Source organism: Neorhizobium sp. T25_13 (genome assembly GCF_002968675.1).
GTDB classification, from domain to species: Bacteria; Pseudomonadota; Alphaproteobacteria; order Rhizobiales; family Rhizobiaceae; genus Neorhizobium; species Neorhizobium tomejilense.
Genome location: NZ_PVBI01000014.1, coordinates 111,877 through 133,916, shown reverse-complemented (window position 1 = coordinate 133,916; position 22,040 = coordinate 111,877). Strand labels below are relative to the sequence as shown.

Annotated in this window: 23 protein-coding genes; 15 read left to right on the top strand and 8 right to left on the bottom strand. The window is 62.1% G+C overall.

What is annotated here, in order from left to right:
- Nucleotides 1–109: 109 nt before the first annotated feature.
- Together C5J22_RS25890 and C5J22_RS25885 are read left to right on the top strand one after the other, a co-directional pair.
- Nucleotides 110–1,663 (top strand): DEAD/DEAH box helicase, encoded by a 1,554-nt coding sequence (locus tag C5J22_RS25890; RefSeq protein WP_105440569.1) that lies wholly within the window; start codon nucleotides 110–112, stop codon nucleotides 1,661–1,663.
- Between the two features lie 7 nt (nucleotides 1,664–1,670).
- Nucleotides 1,671–2,084 carry an NUDIX domain-containing protein gene (locus tag C5J22_RS25885; protein ID WP_105440568.1) on the top strand — a complete coding sequence of 138 codons (414 nt, stop codon included), beginning with the start codon at nucleotides 1,671–1,673 and terminating at the stop codon, nucleotides 2,082–2,084.
- Nucleotides 2,085–2,265: 181 nt separating this feature from the next.
- On the opposite strand, the gene C5J22_RS25880 is transcribed toward C5J22_RS25885, so the two are convergent.
- From C5J22_RS25880 to C5J22_RS25850, 7 genes are read right to left on the bottom strand one after another with little or no spacing between them, the layout of a single operon-like run.
- Nucleotides 2,266–2,592 (bottom strand): TfoX/Sxy family protein, encoded by a 327-nt coding sequence (locus C5J22_RS25880; protein ID WP_105440567.1) that lies wholly within the window; start codon nucleotides 2,590–2,592, stop codon nucleotides 2,266–2,268.
- 4 nt (nucleotides 2,593–2,596) lie between these two features.
- Nucleotides 2,597–4,231: an NTP transferase domain-containing protein gene (locus C5J22_RS25875; RefSeq protein WP_105440566.1), complete on the bottom strand. Its 1,635-nt coding sequence runs from the start codon at nucleotides 4,229–4,231 to the stop codon at nucleotides 2,597–2,599.
- Between the two features lie 4 nt (nucleotides 4,232–4,235).
- Nucleotides 4,236–4,931 carry an XdhC family protein gene (locus C5J22_RS25870; RefSeq protein WP_105440565.1) on the bottom strand — a complete coding sequence of 232 codons (696 nt, stop codon included), beginning with the start codon at nucleotides 4,929–4,931 and terminating at the stop codon, nucleotides 4,236–4,238.
- A complete protein-coding gene (locus C5J22_RS25865) occupies nucleotides 4,931–5,257 on the bottom strand; it encodes an XdhC family protein (RefSeq protein ID WP_105440564.1) in 327 nt (108 codons plus the stop codon). The genes C5J22_RS25870 and C5J22_RS25865 overlap by 1 nt, the downstream gene beginning before the upstream one ends.
- Nucleotides 5,254–6,519: a VWA domain-containing protein gene (locus C5J22_RS25860; protein WP_245440544.1), complete on the bottom strand. Its 1,266-nt coding sequence runs from the start codon at nucleotides 6,517–6,519 to the stop codon at nucleotides 5,254–5,256. The genes C5J22_RS25865 and C5J22_RS25860 overlap by 4 nt, the downstream gene beginning before the upstream one ends.
- Nucleotides 6,520–6,547: 28 nt before the next feature.
- A complete protein-coding gene (locus tag C5J22_RS25855) occupies nucleotides 6,548–7,477 on the bottom strand; it encodes a MoxR family ATPase (RefSeq protein WP_105440562.1) in 930 nt (309 codons plus the stop codon).
- A gap of 24 nt (nucleotides 7,478–7,501) precedes the next feature.
- Complete coding sequence (locus C5J22_RS25850) at nucleotides 7,502–8,002, bottom strand: flavin reductase (RefSeq protein ID WP_105440561.1); 501 nt, start codon at nucleotides 8,000–8,002, stop codon at nucleotides 7,502–7,504.
- 174 nt (nucleotides 8,003–8,176) lie between these two features.
- On the opposite strand from C5J22_RS25850, the gene C5J22_RS25845 reads away from it, so the two are divergent.
- From C5J22_RS25845 to C5J22_RS25820, 6 genes are all read left to right on the top strand, one after another.
- Nucleotides 8,177–9,250 (top strand): ABC transporter substrate-binding protein, encoded by a 1,074-nt coding sequence (locus tag C5J22_RS25845; RefSeq protein ID WP_105440560.1) that lies wholly within the window; start codon nucleotides 8,177–8,179, stop codon nucleotides 9,248–9,250.
- Between the two features lie 60 nt (nucleotides 9,251–9,310).
- Nucleotides 9,311–10,000 carry a ribulose-phosphate 3-epimerase gene (gene rpe, locus C5J22_RS25840; protein WP_046626418.1) on the top strand — a complete coding sequence of 230 codons (690 nt, stop codon included), beginning with the start codon at nucleotides 9,311–9,313 and terminating at the stop codon, nucleotides 9,998–10,000.
- Nucleotides 9,997–10,734 carry a DUF2259 domain-containing protein gene (locus C5J22_RS25835; protein ID WP_105440559.1) on the top strand — a complete coding sequence of 246 codons (738 nt, stop codon included), beginning with the start codon at nucleotides 9,997–9,999 and terminating at the stop codon, nucleotides 10,732–10,734. Before rpe ends, C5J22_RS25835 begins: the two co-directional genes overlap by 4 nt.
- A gap of 85 nt (nucleotides 10,735–10,819) precedes the next feature.
- Complete coding sequence (purB, locus tag C5J22_RS25830) at nucleotides 10,820–12,127, top strand: adenylosuccinate lyase (protein WP_105440558.1); 1,308 nt, start codon at nucleotides 10,820–10,822, stop codon at nucleotides 12,125–12,127.
- A 31-nt stretch (nucleotides 12,128–12,158) separates the two neighbouring features.
- Nucleotides 12,159–12,713 carry an alpha/beta hydrolase gene (locus tag C5J22_RS25825; protein WP_046606790.1) on the top strand — a complete coding sequence of 185 codons (555 nt, stop codon included), beginning with the start codon at nucleotides 12,159–12,161 and terminating at the stop codon, nucleotides 12,711–12,713.
- A 126-nt stretch (nucleotides 12,714–12,839) separates the two neighbouring features.
- The gene (locus C5J22_RS25820; protein WP_105440557.1) at nucleotides 12,840–15,431 is read left to right on the top strand and encodes an EAL domain-containing protein; all 2,592 of its coding nucleotides are present in this window, start codon (nucleotides 12,840–12,842) and stop codon (nucleotides 15,429–15,431) included.
- A 76-nt stretch (nucleotides 15,432–15,507) separates the two neighbouring features.
- Here the strand turns inward: C5J22_RS25820 and C5J22_RS25815 are convergent, their stop codons facing one another.
- A complete protein-coding gene (locus C5J22_RS25815) occupies nucleotides 15,508–15,822 on the bottom strand; it encodes a DUF1476 domain-containing protein (protein ID WP_105416677.1) in 315 nt (104 codons plus the stop codon).
- A 519-nt stretch (nucleotides 15,823–16,341) separates the two neighbouring features.
- On the opposite strand from C5J22_RS25815, the gene purC reads away from it, so the two are divergent.
- The 7 genes from purC to purL all read left to right on the top strand — a co-directional run bounded on the left by purC (nucleotide 16,342) and on the right by purL (nucleotide 21,915).
- Nucleotides 16,342–17,106 (top strand): phosphoribosylaminoimidazolesuccinocarboxamide synthase, encoded by a 765-nt coding sequence (purC, locus tag C5J22_RS25810; protein WP_105440556.1) that lies wholly within the window; start codon nucleotides 16,342–16,344, stop codon nucleotides 17,104–17,106.
- A gap of 16 nt (nucleotides 17,107–17,122) precedes the next feature.
- Nucleotides 17,123–17,365 (top strand): phosphoribosylformylglycinamidine synthase subunit PurS, encoded by a 243-nt coding sequence (gene purS, locus C5J22_RS25805; protein ID WP_007770062.1) that lies wholly within the window; start codon nucleotides 17,123–17,125, stop codon nucleotides 17,363–17,365.
- A 17-nt stretch (nucleotides 17,366–17,382) separates the two neighbouring features.
- Nucleotides 17,383–17,640: a hypothetical protein gene (locus C5J22_RS25800; RefSeq protein WP_046636394.1), complete on the top strand. Its 258-nt coding sequence runs from the start codon at nucleotides 17,383–17,385 to the stop codon at nucleotides 17,638–17,640.
- On the top strand, nucleotides 17,637–18,317 hold the full coding sequence (gene purQ, locus C5J22_RS25795) for a phosphoribosylformylglycinamidine synthase subunit PurQ (RefSeq protein ID WP_105440555.1): 681 nt from the start codon (nucleotides 17,637–17,639) through the stop codon (nucleotides 18,315–18,317). The genes C5J22_RS25800 and purQ overlap by 4 nt, the downstream gene beginning before the upstream one ends.
- A gap of 56 nt (nucleotides 18,318–18,373) precedes the next feature.
- Nucleotides 18,374–18,772, top strand: coding sequence for a hypothetical protein (locus tag C5J22_RS25790; RefSeq protein WP_105440554.1), 399 nt, complete (start codon nucleotides 18,374–18,376; stop codon nucleotides 18,770–18,772).
- Nucleotides 18,773–18,992: 220 nt separating this feature from the next.
- The gene (locus C5J22_RS25785) at nucleotides 18,993–19,547 is read left to right on the top strand and encodes an acyloxyacyl hydrolase (protein WP_105440553.1); all 555 of its coding nucleotides are present in this window, start codon (nucleotides 18,993–18,995) and stop codon (nucleotides 19,545–19,547) included.
- A 160-nt stretch (nucleotides 19,548–19,707) separates the two neighbouring features.
- Nucleotides 19,708–21,915 carry a phosphoribosylformylglycinamidine synthase subunit PurL gene (purL, locus tag C5J22_RS25780; protein WP_105440552.1) on the top strand — a complete coding sequence of 736 codons (2,208 nt, stop codon included), beginning with the start codon at nucleotides 19,708–19,710 and terminating at the stop codon, nucleotides 21,913–21,915.
- Nucleotides 21,916–22,040: the final 125 nt, after the last annotated feature.

The window sequence follows — 22,040 nt, the reverse complement described above, 5'->3', positions numbered from 1 at the left end:
TTCCTTGACTTTTGGACATTTTGGTCCTATGTCGCGGGCCAGTTGTCGAGCAGCCATGCATCGACTCCCATAGTGTTCGTACAGAACCGGAACGGAAACAGAATTCCCTTTGACCACATTTGCTGATCTTGGCCTGAGCCAGAAAGTCCTCTCCGCTGTCACAGACGCGGGTTATACGATCCCCACGCCCATCCAGGCAGGGGCGATCCCGCATGCTCTGCAGCGCCGCGATATCTGCGGCATCGCCCAGACCGGCACGGGCAAGACGGCCTCCTTCGTTCTCCCGATGCTGACGCTTCTGGAAAAGGGCCGCGCCCGCGCCCGCATGCCGCGTACGCTGATCCTCGAGCCGACCCGCGAACTCGCCGCCCAGGTCGCCGAAAATTTTGAAAAATACGGCAAGAACCACAAGCTCAACGTCGCGCTTTTGATCGGCGGCGTTTCCTTCGACGACCAGGACCGCAAGCTGGAACGTGGCGCCGATGTGCTGATCTGCACGCCCGGGCGCTTGCTCGACCATTGCGAGCGCGGCAAGCTGCTGATGACCGGCGTCGAGATCCTCGTCATCGACGAGGCCGACCGCATGCTCGACATGGGCTTCATCCCGGATATCGAGCGGATCGCCAAGATGATCCCTTTCACCCGGCAGACGCTGTTCTTCTCGGCCACCATGCCGCCGGAGATCCAGAAGCTCGCCGACCGCTTCCTGCAGAACCCGGAACGGATCGAAGTCGCCAAGCCTTCGTCGACCGCCAAGACCGTGACGCAGCGCCTCGTCGCTTCGCACAACAAGGACTACGAGAAGCGCGCCGTGCTGCGCGATCTCATCAAGGCCCAGGACGATCTGAAGAACGCGATCATCTTCTGCAACCGCAAGGTCGACGTCGCCGATCTTTTCCGTTCGCTCGAGCGGCATGGCTTCTCGGTCGGCGCGCTGCATGGCGACATGGACCAGCGTTCGCGCACGACGATGCTGCAGAATTTCCGCGACGGCAATATCCAGCTGCTGGTCGCCTCCGACGTCGCCGCACGCGGCCTCGATCTTCCGGATGTCGGCCACGTCTTCAACTTCGACGTACCGATCCACGCGGAGGACTATGTCCACCGCATCGGCCGGACGGGCCGCGCCGGCCGTTCGGGCCGCGCGTTTACCCTCGTCACCCGCTCCGACACCAAATATCTCGCTGCCATCGAGAATCTCATCAACGAGAAGATCGAATGGCTGAACGGCGACATTTCCGCCCTTCCGGCGCCGATGGAAAGCCATGAGAGCGAACGTGGTGGTCGCAAGGGCCGGGATCGTGATAAGGAGCGCGGCCGCGGCAGACGAAGCGATTCGGGACGTGCTGATTCTGGGCGCGGGGATTCGGGTCACAAGGCTGACACGAAGATTCAAGATAATCCGATTGAAGCAGTCGAAGAGGCATTTGTGGAAGCTAGGGTGGAAACCGTGAAACCGGAACGCAAGGCAGACAGGAAGCCGCAGAACAGTGGCGGCAACCGCAACTCGCGGCCGACACCTGCCCCGGCACCCGCAAACGACGACAATCGCGAGCGTCGCCAGCGTTACCACCGCGATCACGACGACGGCCCTACCCCGATCGGCTTCGGCGACGATATTCCGGCTTTCATGCTGATCGTCGCAAACGGCGGCAAGGCTTAACACTTCCGTGTTCACGCCCGGCGTTGATTTTCCTGGCGTCGGTGCCGGGCTGGTGATTCTGCGCGACGACGGCAAGGTTCTGCTTTGCCGTCGCCTGAAGGCGCCGGAAGCGGGCTTCTGGAACATTGTCGGCGGCAAGGTCGATCCGATGGAACCTTCCTCGGAAGCCGCCCGCCGCGAGGCGGAGGAAGAAACCGGCCTCACCATCGGCAAGGTCGATTTTCTCTGCATGGCCGAAGAGATCATCGAAGCCGACTTGCAGCACTGGGTGTCGCTGATCTACGTCACCAAGGATTTCACCGGCGAACCTTCGCTCACGGAGCCCGACAAACTGTCGGACATCGGCTGGTTTGATCCTCACAACCCGCCTCAGCCGCTTTCTGCCTTTTCTGCCAGGGCCTTTTCATATCTCCCAAAATGAGTGCAAACGAAAACCGCTCCGGAGAACCGAAGCGGTCGACTTGATGAAATCATTTTGACAGAATTTCCGGATGCAAGCTTGCCGAGAGATTCGGCGGCCGACGTCCCTCAATATGCGGTGAACGGTATGTGCTTCGGACCCTGTCGGGCAAGATGCGAAATCTAGCACTCAGGGTTGAAGTTCAGGATTTGGAGTTGGCGCGCACGGCCGCGTCGAATGCGAGCCGCACCCATTTGCGCATCTCGTCGGGATCGTCGAAGGCGTCTTCCGGCACCGACCAATAGGGCATCAGCACCGGCTTTCCCTTCTTTCCCTCATAGAACCATTGCCTGGCGCCGGCCGCTTCGAATTCCGGCGCGCTGACGGCATCCACCTTCAGCATGATCTCGCCGCGCAGATCGATCGCAACGATCAAACCATCGTGATAGATGCCCTTGCCGCCGAACATGCGGCGGATCGAGACCGGGCCGAGCCCCTCGAACATTTCCTCGATGTCGGAATTGTCCATTCGCCTACCTTTTCAAAATCCCGCCGGCGGCCGTCACCGCCTCCGGCGTATCCACGTCCAGATGCGCGGCAGGACCTATATCCACGTCGATCACCGAAAGTCCGGAGTTTTCGATGATCGCACGAGCTCCGACATCGCCTTCCAGCCGCAATACGGCATCATAGGCTATCCGCGGGAGAATGATCGGGTTGCCGCGCTTTCCATCCGAGACCGAACGGACCACAACACCGCCGCCGGCCTGCCGGAAGGCGGCGATCAGCATGTTCAGATGCTCCGTCGTGACGCCCGGCATGTCGGCCAGCATGACCAGGATGCCGTCCTTCTGGGCCAGTTCCGGACTGGAGAAACCGGCAACCAGCGAACTTGCCATGCCGGAGGCGTAGTCCGGATTGAAGTGAGAGCTGATATCGAGGCCGGTCAGCGCCATCTCGATCTCGTCGCGCCGATGACCGGTTACGGCGACCACGGGCGAGGCCTGCGACGCCAGCAGGATACCGGCGGTGCGGCGGACAAGCGGAATACCGTCGAACTCGGCGAGCAGCTTGTGCGGTCCCTCCTTGCCCATGCGCCGCGCCTGGCCGGCGGCAAGCATCAGGGCACCGACAGACAATGTTGCCGCCTTTTCCGCCGTGGCATCGCGCGGACGCGGGCGGGTCGGAATCTCCATCAACAGGCCGCCGACGCCCATACCGGTGATATCGAAGGAGGTCGGCGTCTCGCCGGCCATCAGCCGGTTCAGCACCCAGTCGAAACCGTTTTCCTTTGGCGAACGGGCACAACCCGGCGCGCCCAGCACCGGGACCTTGCCGATCCGGCCTAGAACCAGCAGATTGCCGGGGTCGACGGGCATGCCGACCTGATCCACCTCACCGCCTGCGCGGCGGATGGCGGCGGGAATGACGTCGTCGGGATCGGCCACAGCCGAGGCGCCGAAGACGATAATCATAGCCGGCTCATTAATTTCCTCCAGCCGAAGCCGCTGAAGAACCTCGGTAAGGCGTTCGGCGGAATGGGGAATGCGGATCTCTTTTATTAGCCGACTACCGGATGGCGCCAGCCTCTGCTCCAGCAGCTTCGCGGTCCGATCCATGACCGACACTTTCAGCGAGGCAAGCTCCGTCGCGACCAGCGTCACCGCACGGGGACTGAAGGCCTTTACCTCGAAGGCGACCGATTCCGCCAGCAGCGCCACGGCTTCCGCGACCTTTGCCCCGCCAACGGCAAGCGGAATGATCTTCACCGTCGCTACCATGTCGCCGGCGCGCACCGCCACATGGTCGGCAAGACAGGCAAGCGTGATCGCCGGATCGATCCGGTTCAGGGCGTCCACCACCGTCTTGTCGGCGACAAAAAGCCCATCCACCCTGGCATAGATGTTGACGCGGCCGGTCGTCGCCTCCGAGAAGCGCAGATTGTCCGGCGCGATCGCATCGGCGATCGCCTGGGCCGCGTCGTCCTCCAGCATGTCGCCGGGATCGAGCCGCACCGCGACGACGGATGCGACGCCCTCTTCCGAAAGCCGGGCGATATCATCCCGCGACAGCAGTTGCCCCTTCGACATGCGGCCGGCGGCCAGTCTGATACTGTGCGCCAGCACCACGCCTTCAGCTTCGCCGAGTTCGAACGTCCCGTATCTCATGGCGTCACCCCGCGGTGACGAGATCGCGCCGGCGGAACGCCTGGACGATCTGGGCCAGCGTGGCGAGCGCGATCTCGGCGGGGCTCGCGGCCCCTATGTCGAGGCCGATCGGAGCGGCTATACGGCCGATCTCGTTGTCGGTGCGGCCCATTTCCTTCAGCCGCTCCACACGCTTCGCATGGGTTTTCCGGCTGCCGAGCGCGCCGACATAAAAGCACCCGACCCGCAGCGCTTCGGAGAGCGGGAAATCGTCGATCTTCGGATCATGGGTGACCGCCGCCAATGCCGTATAGGCGTCGAGCGGGCGATCCTTCAACACGTCTTCCGGCCAGTCGGCGATCAGCTCGACACCCTCGAAACGCTCTTCGGTTGCGAAAGCCGTGCGCGGATCGATGATCGTCAGGTCATATCCGGCGACTGGGGCCAGTCGTGCCAACGCCTGGCTGATATGCACGGCGCCGATCACCACGATGCGCGGCGGCGGCAGGTGCACGTTGAGGAACAGCGACCGGCCTTCGACCTCGACCGTCCCCGCCTTGCCGCTGCGAAACGTCTTAGCGATCTCCTCGTCGAGCGGACCGGAGGCGGCCTCGCCCTCCAGGACGACCCGCGTGTCATCGCTGGCAAGATCGGTGACGACCATGGCAGCCCTGCGAGAGCGCCTTGCGGCGTTGAGTTTCGTCAATACCTCGAGCTGCATCAGCCGAGCCTTTCCACATAGACGCGAATCCGGCCGCCGCAGGACAGGCCGACCCGCCATGCGGTCTCGTCGGCAACGCCGAATTCCAGCATTTTCGGAGCGCCGCTCTCGATGACATCGATCGCCTCCGTGATGACAGCGCCTTCGACGCAGCCGCCGGAGACGGAGCCTTCGAAATTGCCCTCGCCGTCGATGACGAGATGGCTGCCGGTCGGCCGCGGAGCCGAGCCCCAGGTCTCGATCACCGTTGCGATCGCCACGTCGCGGCCGGCCTGCTTCCAGCTCTCGGCGGTCAGCAACGGGTCCAGAATTTCGGAAACGGTCATGCGACCCTCCTCATGTCCAAATAGCGCCGCGGGTCCGCGGCCTTTGTATGATCATCCGACAATGCAATCGCCAAATCGGCAAGCGAGCGCAGGTTATGGACGGCGCGAAACTCGTCCACATGCGGCAGCATGGCGCGTACGCCGCGCGCCCGGGCCTCGAAACCATCGAAGCGCAATAGCGGGTTCAACCAGATCAGACGGCGGCAGGAACGGTGCAGCCGGTCCATTTCCCGTGCCAGTTCCTCGACGCCTTCCCGCTCCAGGCCGTCGGTGATCAACAGCACGACGGCGCCCTGCCCCAGCACGCGGCGGGACCAGAGCCGGTTGAATTCGGCGAGCGTCGCGCCGATCCGCGTTCCGCCGGACCAGTCGCGCACCGCATCGGTGCAACCGGACAGTGCTTCATCCGGATCGCGGCGGCGCATCTGGCGGGTGACGTTGGTCAGCCGAGTGCCGAACAGGAAGGTATGCACCCGGGTGCGCTTTTCGGTCAGCGCATGCAGGAAATGCAGGAAGATTCGGGTGTACTGGCTCATCGAGCCGGAAATATCGGCGAGCACGACCAGCGGCGGCGGGGCCGTCTTTCGCTGGCGGAACCGCGGCAAAATGAGATCGCCGCCGCTCTTCATTGCCTGGCGCATGGTGGCACGCGGGTCGATCCTCGGTGGGCGGCTGGACGGCCGGAACCGCCGCGTTGCCACCTTATCCAAGGGCAGAGCGAGCTTGACCAATTGGCGCCGGGCTTCGGCCAGTTCGGCCGCGCTCATCTGGGCGAAATCCATGCGCTTGAGGATCTCGCCGGCGGAGGTCGTGAAGCGGGAATCCACCTCGATCTCCGGCGGTTTCTTGCGGTTTGGGGTCTCCGGGTGGTCGGCCGTGAGAGCCTCGCTGACGCGGGTGGCGCCGGCCTTCTGCTTTTCCCTTTCGCGATTGTCGGCAGCTTTCGGCGACATCATCGCGATCATCTTGCCGACCAGATCGCGGGAACGCCAGAACAGGCGAAAGGCCTCATCGAAGACAGGCTGGTCCTCGTGGCGCTTGACGAAGACGGCCGACAGCGCCGCGTGGAATTCCTCGCGCGAACCGATGCCGATCGCATCGACAGCGGCAATCGCGTCGCCGGCAGCGGCCGGCCCGGTCTTCAGCCCGGCACGACGCAATACACGCGAAAAATAGACGAGATTGTCGGCGAGCCGGCCATCGTCGGCAGACCTCGCCAGACCGAACCCTCCAGCGCCGGCCGGAACCGGCGGGACAATCATTCCGTCGTCGCTCAAGCCTGCCATGGCCCTACCCTGCTGCCAGAAGTTCTGCCTTCACTTCGGAAAGCACCCGCTCGCCCTCGCCGCCTTTGATGCGGGCGATATCGTCCTGATATTTCAAGAGCGTGCCGAGCGTATCGGCGATCGTTTCCGGATCGAGCGCGATCCGGTCGAGCTCGGTCAGCGCCGTCGCCCAGTCGATGGTTTCGGCGACGCCGGGGTTCTTGAAGAGATCGACTGTCCGCAGCCTCTGCACATAGGCGACCACCTGCCGCGACAAGGTTTCGGAGCATTGCGGCACCTTACGTCGGATGATCTCCAGTTCCTGTGCCGCATCCGGATAATCGACCCAGTGATAGAGGCAGCGCCGCTTCAGCGCGTCATGGATTTCGCGGGTGCGGTTGGTGGTGATGATGACGATCGGCGGCTCTTGCGCCTTGATCGTTCCAAGTTCCGGGATCGTCACCTGGAAGTCCGAAAGCACTTCCAGCAGGAACGCTTCGAAGGCCTCGTCCGTGCGGTCGAGTTCGTCGATCAGGAAGACCGGCGCCGGACCACCCGGCTGGCCGAGCGCCTGCAGCACCGGCCGGCGGATCAGGTGGCGTTCGGAAAACAGATCCGCCTCGATGCGGGTGCGATCCTTGACGCCGGATGCTTCCGAAAGCCGGATGTCCAGCATCTGGGCCGGATAATTCCATTCGTAGACCGCCGAGGAGATATCGAGGCCCTCGTAACACTGCAGCCGGATCAGCGGCCGGTTCAAGGCCTTGGCCAGCGTCTTGGCAATCTCGGTCTTGCCGACGCCCGCTTCGCCCTCGAGGAAGAGCGGGCGCTTCATCTTCAGCGCCAGGAAGATCACCGTGCCGAGCGAACGTCCGGCAAGATAATCCTCGGCGCCCAAAAGCGCGATCGTCTCGTCGATCGAGGTCGGTAGAGCGCTCGTTTTTCCTTCAGGCATAATCACACCCTTTCAAACGGCATCCTATATGCTACGAAAGCCGCGATCCAGATAGATGAGCGAGGGGTTCGCCTCGCCGAAATGCATGGCCTTCACTTCGCCGAACATGACGAAATGGGTCGAAACCCGTTTTATGTCGGTCAGCCGGCAATCGAAGCTGACGACGGCGTCGGCCAGTACCGGAGCGCCGGTCACCAGCGTCTTCCAATCTCCGAGCGCAAACCGCTCCTCGGCGGGAACGCCGCTCAGGCCCGCAAACCCCGTCGCCAGCGCCTGATGATGCGCCGCCAGCGAATTCAAAGCAAAAACGCCGCTCCTCTCGAAGATGGCATTGCTTGCATTGCTGCCGTTCAGGCAAACGAGCACGGTCGGCGGGTTGTCAGAGACTGAGCAGGCTGCCGTCACCGTCACGCCGCGCCGCACGCCTTCGAATTCCGTTGTCACAACCTGGACGTGGCCAGCGTATCGTGCCATGCCGTTCCGGTAGTGGACGGGATCGAGGAAAGGCTGGTCCGTCAAAGGCATCTCTTGAAAGGCATCGGGGGACTGCTGTCAGTCCCGCATTACTCTTTGAGATATGGTGGCAAAAACCCTTGATGTCCACCGGAGTTGCGGCTTTTTACTTCGACAAGCCGATTCTCTTTGACGGCTGCGATCAGAAAGCTAAATGTCGCTTCAAGAAAGAATCCCAGGAAAAACATGACAGCACGACGTTTCATCATCGCCGGACTGCTGGCTTCGTTTCTCGGATGCGGATCGGCACCGGCGGCAGTGATCGGGGTGGTCGCGCCGCGCTCCGGCCCATACGCACCGCTCGGCACCCAGGTCTTTCAGGGCGCACGCGCCGCAGCGGAGGCGGGCGGCGACACCGTCGTCGAGATCGACGAGAGCTGCGATGAAAACGGCGGCGCTGCCGCCGCCAAGGGCCTCGCCAACGCGAAAGTGTCCGCCGCGGTCGGTTTCCTCTGCGTCGAGACGCTCTCCACCGCATTGCCGCTGCTGAAGACCGCACAGATCCCGGCCATTACCGTATCAGTGCGCTCGAAGATCCTGATGGAAGACACGTTGCGCAACGGCTGGCCGTTCTTCCGCATGGCGCCAGCCGAAGGCGACGAGGCGGAGAAACTGTCCGAAACCATCCTCAGCATCTGGAAGGCGGAGCCGATCGCGCTGGTCGAGGACGGCACGATCTACGGCCGCGAACTTGCGAGCGCCATCCGTCAGCGCCTCGAACCGATGGGCATCACGCCGATCTTCACCGACACGTTCCGGCCTGGTCAGGAGCAGCAGGTGGCGCTGGTGCGTCGTCTTGCCAAGGCGGGGGCAAGCCATGTGTTCGTCGGCGGCGACCGCAACGACATGGCGATCATCGCCCGCGACGGCGCTTCGGAAAACTTTCCCCTCACCTTGCTCGGCGGCGATAACTTGCGTGCGGCCAACCGTCCGGTGCCCCTGCGCGAGGGCGTCCTGGCCGTCGCCCTCCCCGACTATGCCACCCTGCCCTCCGCGGCAGCGGCCGTCGCAGCCCTGCGCGCGAAAAATATCGACGCGGACGGTTATCTGCTGCCGGCCTATGCCGCGACCGAACTTGTTCACCAGGCGGTGACCGCGGCGACAGGCCAGCCCCTGGCGCAGACAATCGGCAGCCGTTCCTTCAATACCGTGATCGGCCCGATCGCCTTCGATCGCGGTCACGAACTGAAGGACAATCCGTTCCGCCTGCTCGAATGGCGCGGATCCACGTTCATCCTCTCGCGTCCGGCGACAGACTGACGATTGTTCCGTCCACGCCGCAATGTTAGAGGGACCGTCGACAACCGGAGACTTTCGACCATGACGCTCGCCACCGCCCTGCCGATCCGCATCGCCCCGTCCATTCTCGCGGCCGATTTTTCAAAGCTCGGCCAGGAAGTGCGCGACGCCGTCGAAGCGGGAGCAGAATGGGTCCATCTCGACGTGATGGACGGGCATTTCGTACCGAACATCTCGTTCGGTCCCGACGTCATCAAGTCGCTGCGGCCTTATACCACCGCCTTTTTCGACTGCCACCTGATGATCTCGCCGGCCGATCCTTACCTCGAAGCCTTCGCCAAGGCCGGATGCGACGGCATTACCGTGCATGTCGAGGCTGGGCCGCACCTGCACCGCTCGCTTCAGACGATCCGCTCGCTCGGCAAGAAGGTCGGCGTCACGCTCAACCCGGCAACGCCGCTCTCGGCGATCGAAAACGTGCTGGACGATATCGACCTGATCCTGATCATGAGCGTCAATCCGGGCTTCGGCGGCCAGAAGTTCATTCCCGCGATGACCGACAAGATCCGCGCTGCCAAGGCGATGATCGGCAGCCGGCCGATCGAGCTGGAAGTCGACGGCGGCATTACCGCGGACACGATCGGCGCGGCAACCGCTGCGGGCGCCAATGTCTTCGTTGCCGGATCTGCGGTTTACAAAGGCGAAGGAATCGCGGCCTATCGTGAGAACATCGCGCGGCTGAAGGCTGCGGCGGAGGACGGACGCAGATGATATCAGCCTTGCGATCTTCGGTTCCGGCATTTGCGGCGATGTTGTTCGCCGGTTCCACATCCGCGGCCGATATCGCAAGCGTGCGCCCGATCGGCTTTTCCTCCGACGGCGCCGTTTTCGCCTTCGAGGAATACGGCATCCAGGACGGATCCGGCTTCCCCTATGCCAATATCTACGCGCTCGACCTCAACAAGGATACCTACCTGCCGGGAACGCCATACCGGGTCCGGCTGGAACAGGATGGAGCGACGATCGCCAAGGCCCGCTGGCAGGTGCACAACGACGCGGATGTGATGATCGAAACCCACGAGCTCGCCAATCATCCAGGTGAACTGGTCGCTTTCAACCCCATCACCGAGATCGGCAACGCTCCTCATCAGCTGCGCTATCGCAGCGTTCCGGCCGTACCGCCGGTCGGAGAAGCCAATACGCTTGTCCTCGACGAGGTCCCGCAACCGCTCGGGCCGCAATGTGAAGGCATAGTCGAAAAGACGGTCTCCTTGCGCCTTCGCTTTACCGAGCGGAACGGGAAGCCCGTCAACGACGTGGTTCACGAAGACCAGCGCATTCCGGCTTCGCGCGGCTGCGTCACCGGTTACCGGCTGGCTGGCGTCGTCAGCAGCTCGTCGCTCGAAGGCGCTCCGGTGGAAGTCGCGTTGATCATGGTCCTCAGTGCCGGTTTCGAGGGCCAGAACGGCCGCTGGATCGCCGTTCCGGTCAAGACAGCGCCGTAATCCTGTTTGATTGCCTCAAAAACTTGAGCTTCGCCGCGCTTCTTGCTACAGCGCAGCCGACACTCGTGAAGGAAACGACAAGCCCATGATCCCCCGTTACTCGCGGCCCGAAATGGTCGCCATCTGGTCGCCCGAAACAAAGTTCCGCATCTGGTTCGAGATCGAGGCTCATGCCTGCGATGCGCTTGCGGCGATCGGCGTGATCCCGAAGTCGGCAGCGGAGACGATCTGGGCAAAAGGTGGCTCGGCCACGTTCGACGTCGCCCGCATCGACGAGATCGAAGCCGTCACTAAGCATGACGTCATCGCCTTCCTCACCCATCTCGCCGAATTCGTCGGACCCGACAGCCGCTTCATCCACCAGGGCATGACGTCTTCGGACGTTCTCGACACCTGCTTCAGCGTGCAGCTGGTGCGCGCCACGGATCTGCTGCTTGCCGATATCGACAAGCTGCTCGAAGCGCTGAAGCGTCGCGCCTTCGAGCACAAGGACACGGTCACGATCGGTCGCAGCCACGGCATCCACGCAGAGCCGACGACGTTCGGCGTCAAGCTCGCCCAGGCCTATGCGGAATTCGACCGCAACAAGACGCGCCTGCTCGAAGCCCGCGACGAGATCGCCACCTGCGCGATTTCCGGCGCTGTCGGCACCTTCGCCAACATCGATCCCCGCGTCGAGGAACACGTCGCCGCCGCCCTGGGCCTGAAGCCGGAACCGGTCTCCACCCAGGTCATTCCGCGTGATCGTCATGCCATGTATTTCGCGATACTGGGTGTGATCGCCTCGTCGATCGAACGGCTGTCGATAGAGGTCCGCCACCTGCAGCGCACCGAAGTCCTCGAAGCGGAAGAGTTTTTCTCGCCGGGCCAGAAGGGCTCGTCGGCCATGCCGCACAAGCGCAATCCGGTGCTGACCGAAAACCTGACGGGCCTTGCCCGCATGGTGCGCTCCTACGCGTTTCCGGCCATGGAGAATGTCGCGCTCTGGCACGAGCGGGACATTTCGCATTCCTCGGTCGAGCGCATGATCGGCCCGGACGCGACGGTAACGCTCGATTTCGCGCTGGCGCGCATGACCAGCGTGATCGACAAGCTGCTCGTCTACCCTGAGAACATGATGAAGAACATGAACAAGTTCCGTGGGCTTGTTCACTCGCAGCGGGTACTGCTTGCCCTTACGCAAGCCGGGATCTCCCGCGAGGACGCCTATCGCCTCGTGCAGCGCAACGCGATGCGGGTCTGGGAAGAAGGCAAGGATTTTCTCGAGGAGCTGCTGGCGGACCAGGAAGTCCGTGCCGCACTTTCCGAAGAGGACCTGCGCGAAAAGTTCGACCTCGGCTATCACACCAAACACGTGGACACGATCTTCCGCCGGGTCTTCGGCGAGGCTTGATCTTGACCCTCTGCGAACACAGATAGGCGCCATGAAGGCATCCGAAGCAGATATATTGATCGTCCCCGGCTACACCAATTCCGGACCGCATCACTGGCAGACCCGTTGGGAGCAGAAGCTGACGACGGCCCGCCGGGTCGAGCAGGAGGAATGGTCGAAGCCAGTGCGCGAGGACTGGGTCACACGTGTCGCCGAAGAGGTGAACCGTGCGACGCGGCCCGTCGTCATCGTCGCCCATTCGCTCGGCATCCCGACCGTCATTCATGCCGTTCCGCTGTTCACGAAACCGGTGGCCGGCGCCTTTTTCGTGGCTCCGCCGGAAGTGGACAATCCGTCCATCCGGCCCAAGCACCTGCAGACCTTCGGCCCCTACCCGCGCGATCCGCTTCCCTTCCCGTCACTGACGGTCGCAAGCCGCAACGATCCCTTCGGCTCCTACGAACATGCGGACGACATCGCTTCCGCCTGGGGTTCGATGCTGGTCGATGCCGGAGAAGCCGGCCACATCAACCAGGATTCCGGCCATGGGCCGTGGCCGGAAGGCACAATGGTTTTTGCCCAGTTCCTCAGTCGCCTCAAGCCCTGAAAATACGACGGAATAGGCGTTGACCCCTAATTTTCGGGTGCGTCAATTCGAACAGCATTTTTAAGCTGGACTTAATTGACACTTGTTAAGGTACGCGCTCGTTTTCTAGCGCGCCAGGCTGTGCCGATGCCGTCAAATGTTCTCTCACGCCTATTGGACTCCGGCCCGGGAGACGAGATCGGCGTTCTTGAGACGGTATTTGAAGCGGCTCCTTTCCCGATTGCCATTATCGATCATGCCGCGGTGCTGCTGTTCGCAAACAGTACGTTCAAACGCGAATGGATCGGCGAAGGCCGCCTGCCGACGACCTTGTCGGCCCTCCTGCATCCCGATGACCAAGCCAGCATACCTCGGGCGATCCAGGGCCTGAACATCGATTCCCCAGCGGAACGTCTGGAACTGTGCATCGTGAGCCCGGCCGGTTCTCAGCGATGGGTGGTGGCGACCGTCACGCCGCTCGGAAAAAATTTCAAAGGCCAGTGCCTGTTTGCGGCCCACCTGACTGACATCACTGACCAAAGGCGGCAGTTCGAAGAACTTGCCGAGCGCGAAAGCCGCTGGGACAACGCGCTGGTCAGCTCCGTCTCAGGCGTCTGGGACCATAATTACGCGACCGGCCGGAAGTATTACTCGCCGGTGTGGCGGCAGATTCGGGGAATGTCGCCGGAGGACCCGCTGGCCGCCAGCACGGAGGAATGGCTGGAGCTTGTCCATCCGGATGACCACGACCGTGTCATCCATGCGATGGAGCGGCAGAATGCCGGCGACCCGGCATATGCCGTCTTCGACTATCGCGAACGCCACAAGCAGGGGCATTGGGTCTGGATCGAATGCCGGGGCGCCTGCGTCGAATGGGACGCCAACGGCAAGGCGACCCGCGTCGTCGGCACCGACACGGACATCACCGCCCGCAAGGCCGCGGAGGAAACAACGGCGCAGATGTCGCGGCGGCTCGACATGGCTCTCGAAATATCCGGCATCGGCGTCTACGAATCCGACTTCGCCACCGGCGAGGTTGAATGGGACGAACGGATGTTCCGGATCTACGGACTGGAAAAGAGCGAGGAAGTGAAGATCGGCGGGCTCTGGGAGAGCTTCCTGCACCCGGACGATGCTGCCCGCGTCCAGGCGAACGTTCTCGACAATATCGAGGAGGGCAAACGCTTTTTCGATGAATACCGCGTGATACTGCGGGACGGCTCCGAACGTGTGATACGCACCCGCACCATGTCCTTCATCGACGGCAACGGTCACCAGAAGATGGTTGGCGCCAACTGGGATGTCACAGCCGATGTGACGCTCCACCGCGAACTGGAACGGGCAAAGACCCTCGCCGAGGCGCGCAACCGCGAACTCGAAGCCGCTCGCAGCAGCATCGAGCACAATGCGATGCACGACTACCTGACCGATCTCCCCAATCGGCGTTATCTCGACGAAATGCTGGATCGTATGGCGGCGGAATGCGCCCGCGACCGGCACGGCATCGCAATCCTGCATATCGACCTCGATCGCTTCAAGCAGATCAACGACACGCTCGGCCACAGTGCCGGCGACACGATGCTGAAGCATGTGGCGAAAGTTCTCAAAGGCACGATCCGCAAGGGAGATTTCGTCGCCCGTATCGGCGGCGACGAGTTCGTCATCCTGTCGAAATTCGAAGGATCGCCGCGCAAGCTCTCGCATCTGGCCGACCGCATCATCAAGGAACTGCGCAAGCCGGTATCCTATGAGGGCCACGACTGCCGTTTCGGCGCCAGCATCGGCATCGCCTGCCATACGGGAGCGGATGTGGATGCGAGACAGCTTCTCCTGAACGCCGATATCGCGCTCTACCGGGCCAAGAACCGCGGCCGCAACCGGCATGAATTTTTCTCTGCCGAGACACAGAACGAGATCATCAGCACCAAGCGCATTTCCGACGAGATCCTTCTTGCTCTCGAGCGCGACGAGTTCATTCCGTATTATCAGCTGCAGTTCGATGCGAAGACGCTGGAGATCGCCGGCGTGGAAACGCTGGCGCGGTGGATGCACCCGGAACGTGGCATGCTGTCTCCCGACAAGTTCCTCGATATGGCCGAGGAACTCGACGTCGTCTCGGTGATCGACGGGACCATCCTCGACAAGGCGCTTGCCGATTTCCGGGACTGGCGCGCGCAAGGCCTTCCGATCCCAAAACTTTCGGTCAACGTTTCCTACCGGCGCCTGCGCGATGCCTCGCTGGCGCGCAAGCTTAGGAAACTCAGGATCGAGCCCGGCACGGTATCCTTCGAGCTGCTCGAATCGATCTTCCTCGACGACTGCGACGAGGATGTCCTGAGGAACCTGGCGCGTATCAGGAAGCTGGGCATCGAGATCGAGATCGACGATTTCGGCACCGGCCACGCCTCGATCATCGGCCTCCTGCGGCTCAATCCGCGTGCGCTGAAGATCGACCGCGAACTGGTTCGTCTCGTCTCGCAGTCGCAAAAGCAACGAAAGATGGTCGGATCGATCATCGAGATCGGCAAATCGCTGAATATCGAGGTTGTCGCGGAAGGCGTCGAGACCACAGAACAGATCCGCATCCTCCGCGATCTTGGCTGCGACATCCTGCAGGGTTATGCGCTCGCAAGGCCGATGCCGCGCAGTAGCATTCCGGATTTCATACTTTCCGGCCGCTGGCGCCTCGGCGAAAGCCCGCAGCCCGACAGCCGCAAGCGGCTCCCCACTGACCGCTGAGAACCCGCTTTGAGGGGCATAAGAAAGGCCGCGCCCGACGGGACGCAGCCTTCATGCCAGGCTTTGAATAAGCTGGTTACTGGTTCTCGATCTGCTCAACCGCCTGAGCCAGGAGCTCCACCATCTTGGTGCGGATATCCTGGTCGGAGATGGAGACGCCGCCGGCATCGAGATCGCCGCGCAGCTTGCGGAATACATCCTCGTCGCCCGCTTCCTCGAAGTCGGCAACCACGACTTCCTTCGCGTAAGCGTCAGCGTCTGTTTTGCCGAGCAGGCCGGCTGCCCAGAGGCCTGCGAGCTTGTTGCGGCGGGCGAGCGCCTTGAACTTCAATTCCTGGTCCAGGGCAAACTTGTTTTCAAAGGCTTTTTCGCGATCGCTGAGGCCACTCATCTCGGGTCTCCCAAAGTGAACTTTATGGGAACCCCATAATCAAAAGAGGAGCGGAGCGCAATCGGCGGGATGTCGATTCCGGCAGAGACGGGAGCGGAATCGTGGCCGGCAATTGACGAATGCGAATTCCGCGTCAGGGCAACCGGCGCCACGCCGACTTTGCCCGCGCACCACTGACCTCGTCTGGCAGCAGGTCCGGCATCGCCAATCACAGATCCCTGCCTGGAATTGCGATACCGGCCGCGTCGAAATCATGACGCAATTTGGTGGCTAAGTCCTGCGGAGCCTCCCTGATTTCCTGTTCATTACCGCCCTTTCAGCCCGGGCGCCCCCAGTTGTTAGAGCAAAACCTTCGAGAACCCGTGTAATCTGAAGCTCACTGATTCCTGGTTGCGCTTCGCAACCCCTCACCCACAAAGGTTTGGAGGCCCGCATTGTGAAACCCGTTCTTTTCCGATAAGGGACCGCTCAACATCATCCATTGCGTCCGCCAGGGGCGCCAACAATGAGACAAGAATCATGAACCGTCGCCGCCGTATCTACGAAGGCAAGGCCAAAATCCTTTATGAAGGCCCCGAGCCCGGCACGCTGATCCAGTTTTTCAAGGACGACGCCACTGCCTTCAACAAGAAGAAACATGACGTCATCGACGGCAAGGGCGTTCTCAATAACCGTATCTCGGAATACCTCTTCACCCATCTGAACAAGATCGGCATCCCGACGCATTTCATCCGCCGGCTGAACATGCGCGAGCAGCTGATCAAGGAAGTGGAGATGATTCCGCTCGAGATCGTGGTGCGCAACGTTGCCGCCGGATCGCTCTCGGCCCGCCTCGGCATCGAGGAAGGCATGGTCCTGCCGCGCTCGATCATCGAGTTCTACTACAAGTCCGACGCGCTCGCCGACCCGATGGTCTCCGAGGAACACATCACCGCTTTCGGCTGGGCAAACCCTGCCGAACTCGACGACATCATGGCGCTCGCCATCCGCGTCAACGACTTCCTGTCGGGGCTCTTCCTCGGCGTCGGCATCCAGCTCGTCGATTTCAAGATCGAATGCGGCCGCCTGTTCGAAGGCGACATGATGCGCATCATTCTCGCCGACGAGATCTCGCCGGACAGCTGCCGCCTCTGGGATATCGAGACCCGCGAAAAGATGGACAAGGACCGTTTCCGGCAGGATCTGGGCGGGCTTGTGGAAGCTTATTCGGAAGTCGCGCGGCGTCTCGGCATCATCAATGAGAACGAACCCGTCCGCGGCACCGGGCCGGTTCTCGTCAAGTAATCTGGGGGTTGGATCTGTGATCAAGGCACGCGTGACGGTCACGCTCAAGAACGGCGTTCTCGATCCGCAGGGCAAGGCCATCGAAGGCGCGCTCGGCAGTCTCGGTTTTTCCGGCGTCGGCCATGTGCGCCAGGGCAAGGTCTTCGACCTTGAACTCGAGGGCACCGACAAGGCGAAGGCCGAGGCGGACCTCAAGGCCATGTGCGAGAAGCTGCTGGCAAACACTGTGATTGAGAACTATACTATCGCTCTCGACTGAAGGTTGCGGAGCGTGTGATGGCCGAAGTCACAAGTGAACTGATGTATGAGCTGATGAGGCGCATGCATGCGGATATTGCTGATTTGAAAGTCGGCCAGCGCGAGATAAAGGCTGAAATGAATGCGATGCGTGGGACAATGGTCTCCATGCATCAGGATATTCATAACATCTACATGACTTTGGAAAGGCACGGACAGCGCCTTGACCGCATCGAAAACCGCCTCGAACTGCGCGAGCTCGCCGAGGCCCAGGCAAGGTTTGAACCGCACCCATGAAATCCGCCGTCGTTCAGCTTCCCGGTCTCAATCGCGATCGCGACATGATCGCCGCCCTCACCAAGATTTCCGGCAAGGCGCCGATCACCATCTGGCAGACCGAGACCGACATTCCGAATGATGTCGACCTCATCGTCATTCCGGGCGGTTTTTCCTATGGCGACTACCTGCGCTGCGGAGCGATTGCAGCCCGCATGCCGGTCATGCAGGCGATCAGGGACAAGGCAGACAAGGGCGTCAAAGTGCTCGGCGTCTGCAACGGTTTCCAGATCCTCGTCGAAGCCGGCATGCTGCCCGGTGCCCTGATGCGCAATTCCTCGCTGAAATTCGTCTGCAAGGAAGTGAAGCTCGAAGTGGTCAATGCCGAAACGGATTTCACCCGGGCCTATGAAAAAGGCCAGGTGCTCCGTTGCCCGGTCGCCCATCACGACGGCAACTATTTCGTCGATGCGGAGACGTTGTCGGGCATGGAAGACCGTGGCGAAATCGTCTTCCGTTACGCGGAAGGCACCAACCCGAACGGCTCCCTGAACGACATCGCCGGCGTCATGAACACGCGCGGCAACGTGCTCGGCATGATGCCGCATCCGGAAAACCTGATCGAAGCCGCCCATGGCGGCAATGACGGGCGCGGGATTTTCGCCTCGGCGCTCGATGTGATCGCCGCGACCGCCTGAGCCTCCATCTTATCCGGATCGATCCCAGAACGATCGAAACCACGTCAGGACGTTTGATGCCGTTCACTTATCGCCTGCTCGCTGCATTTCCTCTCGCCGCCCTTGGCATAGCGCTTTCCGCCTGCCAAACGGAACGTCCGGCAGCGGTGACGGCGGACCGTGCGGCGCTGCCGACGATGGAACGCGTGGCGGTCGCCGCCAATAGCTGCTGGTTCAAGTCGGGCGACACGGCCTTCAAGCCCTATCGGCTGGCACCGGAACTCAACTCCTTCTCCGGCCGGCCGCGCATTCTCGCCGTGCCGCGCAACAGTCCCGAATCGCGCCCGATGCTGGTGGTCCAGGCGGAGGGCAACCCTGCCCGTCTCGACGCGTTCGGTCCGATGATGGGCGGCCCGGAAGGCGAAAGAATCAAGCGCGATGTGCTCCGCTGGGCCCGCGGCGCCAGCGGCTGCTGATATTAACCATTTGAATTTACATCTCTGTAAACAATCTGTTGCAGCTCTGCACCGGCCTGCCCGAATCTTTGCGTTTTTTCGCCACAAGTCATAACGGTCTGTGAACCGGCGCTGGACGGGCGCTACCCGTCATTGTACCACTTTCGTCATCGAGAAGCGGGCGGCCCGTATCGGGATCGCGCCAGCCGCAGAAAATCGCGGCGCGTATGAGGGCGATGGAATGAACAAGGCAATTTTCGGATCCGTGGTCGGTGCAATCCTGGCGGTGTCGACGCTGCCTTCTACGGCCGTTGCGCAGGAGCGGCTGTTCGATGAAGTGCGAATCGGCGTTTCCGGTTCGATCCAGAGCAAGAGCACGTTCGAGAAGGGCGCATTCCCGTCCGCCACAGTCTTCTTCGACCCCTTCGACCAGCGCCATGCCCAGAGCTTCGTGGACCACATGCTGCGTCCGCGCGTCCATGTCGGCGCGATCGTGTCGACGGCGGGCGAAGCGAGCCAGGTCTTTGCCGGCTTCACCTGGACGGCACCGATCACCGACAAGATCTTCGTCGATCTCGGCTTCGGCGGCGCCTTCAACAACGGCAACCTCGACAAGCCGAACGACGGTCCGAAGCTCGGCTGCCATGTGCTTTTCCATGAGTCGCTCGGTCTCGGTTACAACATCACCAACAACTGGCGCGTCCTTGCGACCGTCGAGCACTCTTCGAACGCCGATCTGTGCGATCACAACGACGGCCTCTCCTACGCAGGCATCGCGGTCGGCTACAAGTTCTGATCCAGATCGCGTATTTTCCAACTGAGGCGCCGGTTTTCCGGCGCTTTTTGTTTTCCGGCCGCCACGCCGTACCGCCGCATGGCAGTATTTTCCTGTCGCGCCGCACTGCGACATAGGTTAAAGAGCGCCAAGAGCTTGGCCCTTCAATCCAGAGAAGATCATGACCATCCCGAACAGTATCGCGATCACCCCCGAACTCGTCGCCTCGCACGGCTTGAAGCCCGACGAATATCAGCGGATTCTCGATCTGATCGGCCGCGAGCCGACATTCACGGAGCTCGGTATCTTCTCGGCCATGTGGAACGAGCATTGCTCCTACAAATCCTCGAAGAAGTGGCTGCGAACGCTACCGACCAAGGGACCGCGCGTCATTCAAGGGCCGGGTGAGAATGCCGGCGTCGTCGACATCGACGATGGCGATTGCGTCGTCTTCAAGATGGAGAGCCACAACCACCCGTCCTATATCGAGCCCTACCAGGGCGCGGCGACCGGTGTCGGCGGCATCCTGCGCGACGTCTTCACCATGGGCGCCCGCCCGATCGCGGCCATGAACGCGCTGCGCTTCGGCGCGCCCGATCATCCGAAAACCAAACATCTTGTGTCCGGCGTCGTTGCCGGCGTCGGCGGCTACGGCAATTCCTTCGGCGTCCCGACGGTCGGCGGCGAAGTGGAGTTCGATCCGCGCTACAACGGCAATATCCTGGTCAACGCGTTTGCGGCCGGGCTTGCCAAGTCGAATGCCATCTTCCTGTCGGAAGCCAAGGGCGTCGGTCTGCCGGTCGTCTATCTCGGCGCCAAGACCGGCCGCGACGGTGTCGGCGGAGCCACGATGGCATCGGCCGAATTCGACGAGTCCATCGAGGAGAAACGCCCGACCGTTCAGGTCGGCGACCCCTTCACCGAAAAGTGCCTGCTGGAAGCCTGCCTCGAACTGATGGCGACCGGCGCGGTGATCGCCATCCAAGACATGGGTGCGGCCGGCCTCACCTGCTCGGCCGTCGAAATGGGCGCCAAGGGCGATCTCGGCATCGAACTCGACCTCGACAAGGTGCCGGTGCGCGAGGATCGGATGACGGCTTACGAAATGATGCTTTCGGAGAGCCAGGAGCGCATGCTCATGGTGCTGCAGCCGGAAAAGGAAGACCAGGCCAAGGCGATCTTCGTCAAGTGGGGCCTCGATTTCGCGATCGTCGGCAAGACCACCGACGACCTGCGCTTCCGCGTTCTGCACCAAGGCGAGGAAGTCGCCAACCTGCCGATCAAGGATCTCGGCGACCAGGCCCCGGAATACGATCGGCCGTGGGTCCAGTCGGATGTTCGCCCCCCCCTGCCCGCCTCGCAGGTCGCAGCGCCCGCTGACTATAACCAGGCCCTGTTGAAGCTCATCGGTTCGGCCAACCAGTCCAGCCGCCGCTGGGTCTGGGAGCAGTATGACACGCTGATCCAGGGCAATTCGCTGCAGCGTCCGGGCGGAGATGCCGGCGTCGTGCGCATCGAAAGCCATCCGACCAAGGCGCTCGCCTTCTCGTCCGACGTCACGCCGCGTTATGTCGAGGCCGATCCGTTCGAAGGCGGCAAGCAGGCGGTCGCCGAATGCTGGCGCAATATCGTCGCCACCGGCGCGGAACCGCTCGCCGCGACCGACAACCTCAATTTCGGCAATCCGGAAAAACCGGAAATCATGGGTCAGCTGGTCGGCGCCATCAAGGGCATCGGCGAGGCCTGCAAGGCGCTGGATTTCCCGATCGTTTCCGGCAACGTATCGCTCTACAACGAGACCAACGGCGTCGCGATCCTGCCCACACCGACGATTGCCGGCGTCGGCCTGCTGCCCGACTGGCAGAAGATGGCGAAGATCGGTTCTGCCAACGACGGCGACAAGCTGATCATGATCGGCACGGATGGCAGCCATCTCGGTTCTTCGGTCTATCTGCGCGACATTCTCGACACGATCGACGGCCCGCCGCCGGAAGTCGATTTGAAGGCCGAGCGCCGCAACGGCGATTTCGTCCGCTCGCTCATCCGCAACGGCCAAGTGACGGCCTGCCACGACATTTCCTCGGGCGGCCTTGCGATCACGCTTGCCGAAATGGCGATGGCGTCAGCCAAAGGTATGAAGGTCAGCCTCAAGGAACAGCGCGGTGCAGCCCATGGGCTGCTGTTCGGCGAAGATCAGGCCCGCTATGTGATCGCGGTGCCAGCCGATCTCGCCAATTTCGTGCAAGCGAATGCTGAAGGCGCAGGTGTGCCCTTCCGCACGCTCGGTACCGTCGCCGGCGACAGCTTGGTGATCGACGACCTCATCAGCATTGCGGTCCCGCAGCTTGCGGAAGCCCACGAAAGCTGGTTCCCGGCCTTCATGGCCTGACACTCAGCCGGAACGCACCGGCGCGATAAACCGCGGCCCAGGGATCGCGGTTTATCTGCACGCGTGAACAAAAGTTGAAGCGCGGGGGATTGATGGACTCGGGCTATCCCGATAAGCATTGCGGT

Excerpts from the sequence above, each read along its gene's own strand:
- C5J22_RS25880 (WP_105440567.1), bottom strand. The coding sequence starts at position 2,592 with ATGGACAATTCCGACATCGAGGAAATGTTCGAGGGGCTCGGCCCGGTC.
- C5J22_RS25875 (WP_105440566.1), bottom strand. The coding sequence starts at position 4,231 with ATGAGATACGGGACGTTCGAACTCGGCGAAGCTGAAGGCGTGGTGCTG.
- C5J22_RS25870 (WP_105440565.1), bottom strand. The coding sequence starts at position 4,931 with ATGCAGCTCGAGGTATTGACGAAACTCAACGCCGCAAGGCGCTCTCGC.
- C5J22_RS25865 (WP_105440564.1), bottom strand. The coding sequence starts at position 5,257 with ATGACCGTTTCCGAAATTCTGGACCCGTTGCTGACCGCCGAGAGCTGG.
- C5J22_RS25860 (WP_245440544.1), bottom strand. The coding sequence starts at position 6,519 with ATGATTGTCCCGCCGGTTCCGGCCGGCGCTGGAGGGTTCGGTCTGGCG.
- C5J22_RS25855 (WP_105440562.1), bottom strand. The coding sequence starts at position 7,477 with ATGCCTGAAGGAAAAACGAGCGCTCTACCGACCTCGATCGACGAGACG.
- C5J22_RS25850 (WP_105440561.1), bottom strand. The coding sequence starts at position 8,002 with ATGCCTTTGACGGACCAGCCTTTCCTCGATCCCGTCCACTACCGGAAC.
- C5J22_RS25845 (WP_105440560.1), top strand. The coding sequence starts at position 8,177 with ATGACAGCACGACGTTTCATCATCGCCGGACTGCTGGCTTCGTTTCTC.
- rpe (WP_046626418.1), top strand. The coding sequence starts at position 9,311 with ATGACGCTCGCCACCGCCCTGCCGATCCGCATCGCCCCGTCCATTCTC.
- C5J22_RS25835 (WP_105440559.1), top strand. The coding sequence starts at position 9,997 with ATGATATCAGCCTTGCGATCTTCGGTTCCGGCATTTGCGGCGATGTTG.
- purB (WP_105440558.1), top strand. The coding sequence starts at position 10,820 with ATGATCCCCCGTTACTCGCGGCCCGAAATGGTCGCCATCTGGTCGCCC.
- C5J22_RS25825 (WP_046606790.1), top strand. The coding sequence starts at position 12,159 with ATGAAGGCATCCGAAGCAGATATATTGATCGTCCCCGGCTACACCAAT.
- C5J22_RS25820 (WP_105440557.1), top strand. The coding sequence starts at position 12,840 with ATGCCGTCAAATGTTCTCTCACGCCTATTGGACTCCGGCCCGGGAGAC.
- C5J22_RS25815 (WP_105416677.1), bottom strand. The coding sequence starts at position 15,822 with ATGAGTGGCCTCAGCGATCGCGAAAAAGCCTTTGAAAACAAGTTTGCC.
- purC (WP_105440556.1), top strand. The coding sequence starts at position 16,342 with ATGAACCGTCGCCGCCGTATCTACGAAGGCAAGGCCAAAATCCTTTAT.
- C5J22_RS25800 (WP_046636394.1), top strand. The coding sequence starts at position 17,383 with ATGGCCGAAGTCACAAGTGAACTGATGTATGAGCTGATGAGGCGCATG.
- purQ (WP_105440555.1), top strand. The coding sequence starts at position 17,637 with ATGAAATCCGCCGTCGTTCAGCTTCCCGGTCTCAATCGCGATCGCGAC.
- C5J22_RS25790 (WP_105440554.1), top strand. The coding sequence starts at position 18,374 with ATGCCGTTCACTTATCGCCTGCTCGCTGCATTTCCTCTCGCCGCCCTT.
- C5J22_RS25785 (WP_105440553.1), top strand. The coding sequence starts at position 18,993 with ATGAACAAGGCAATTTTCGGATCCGTGGTCGGTGCAATCCTGGCGGTG.
- purL (WP_105440552.1), top strand. The coding sequence starts at position 19,708 with ATGACCATCCCGAACAGTATCGCGATCACCCCCGAACTCGTCGCCTCG.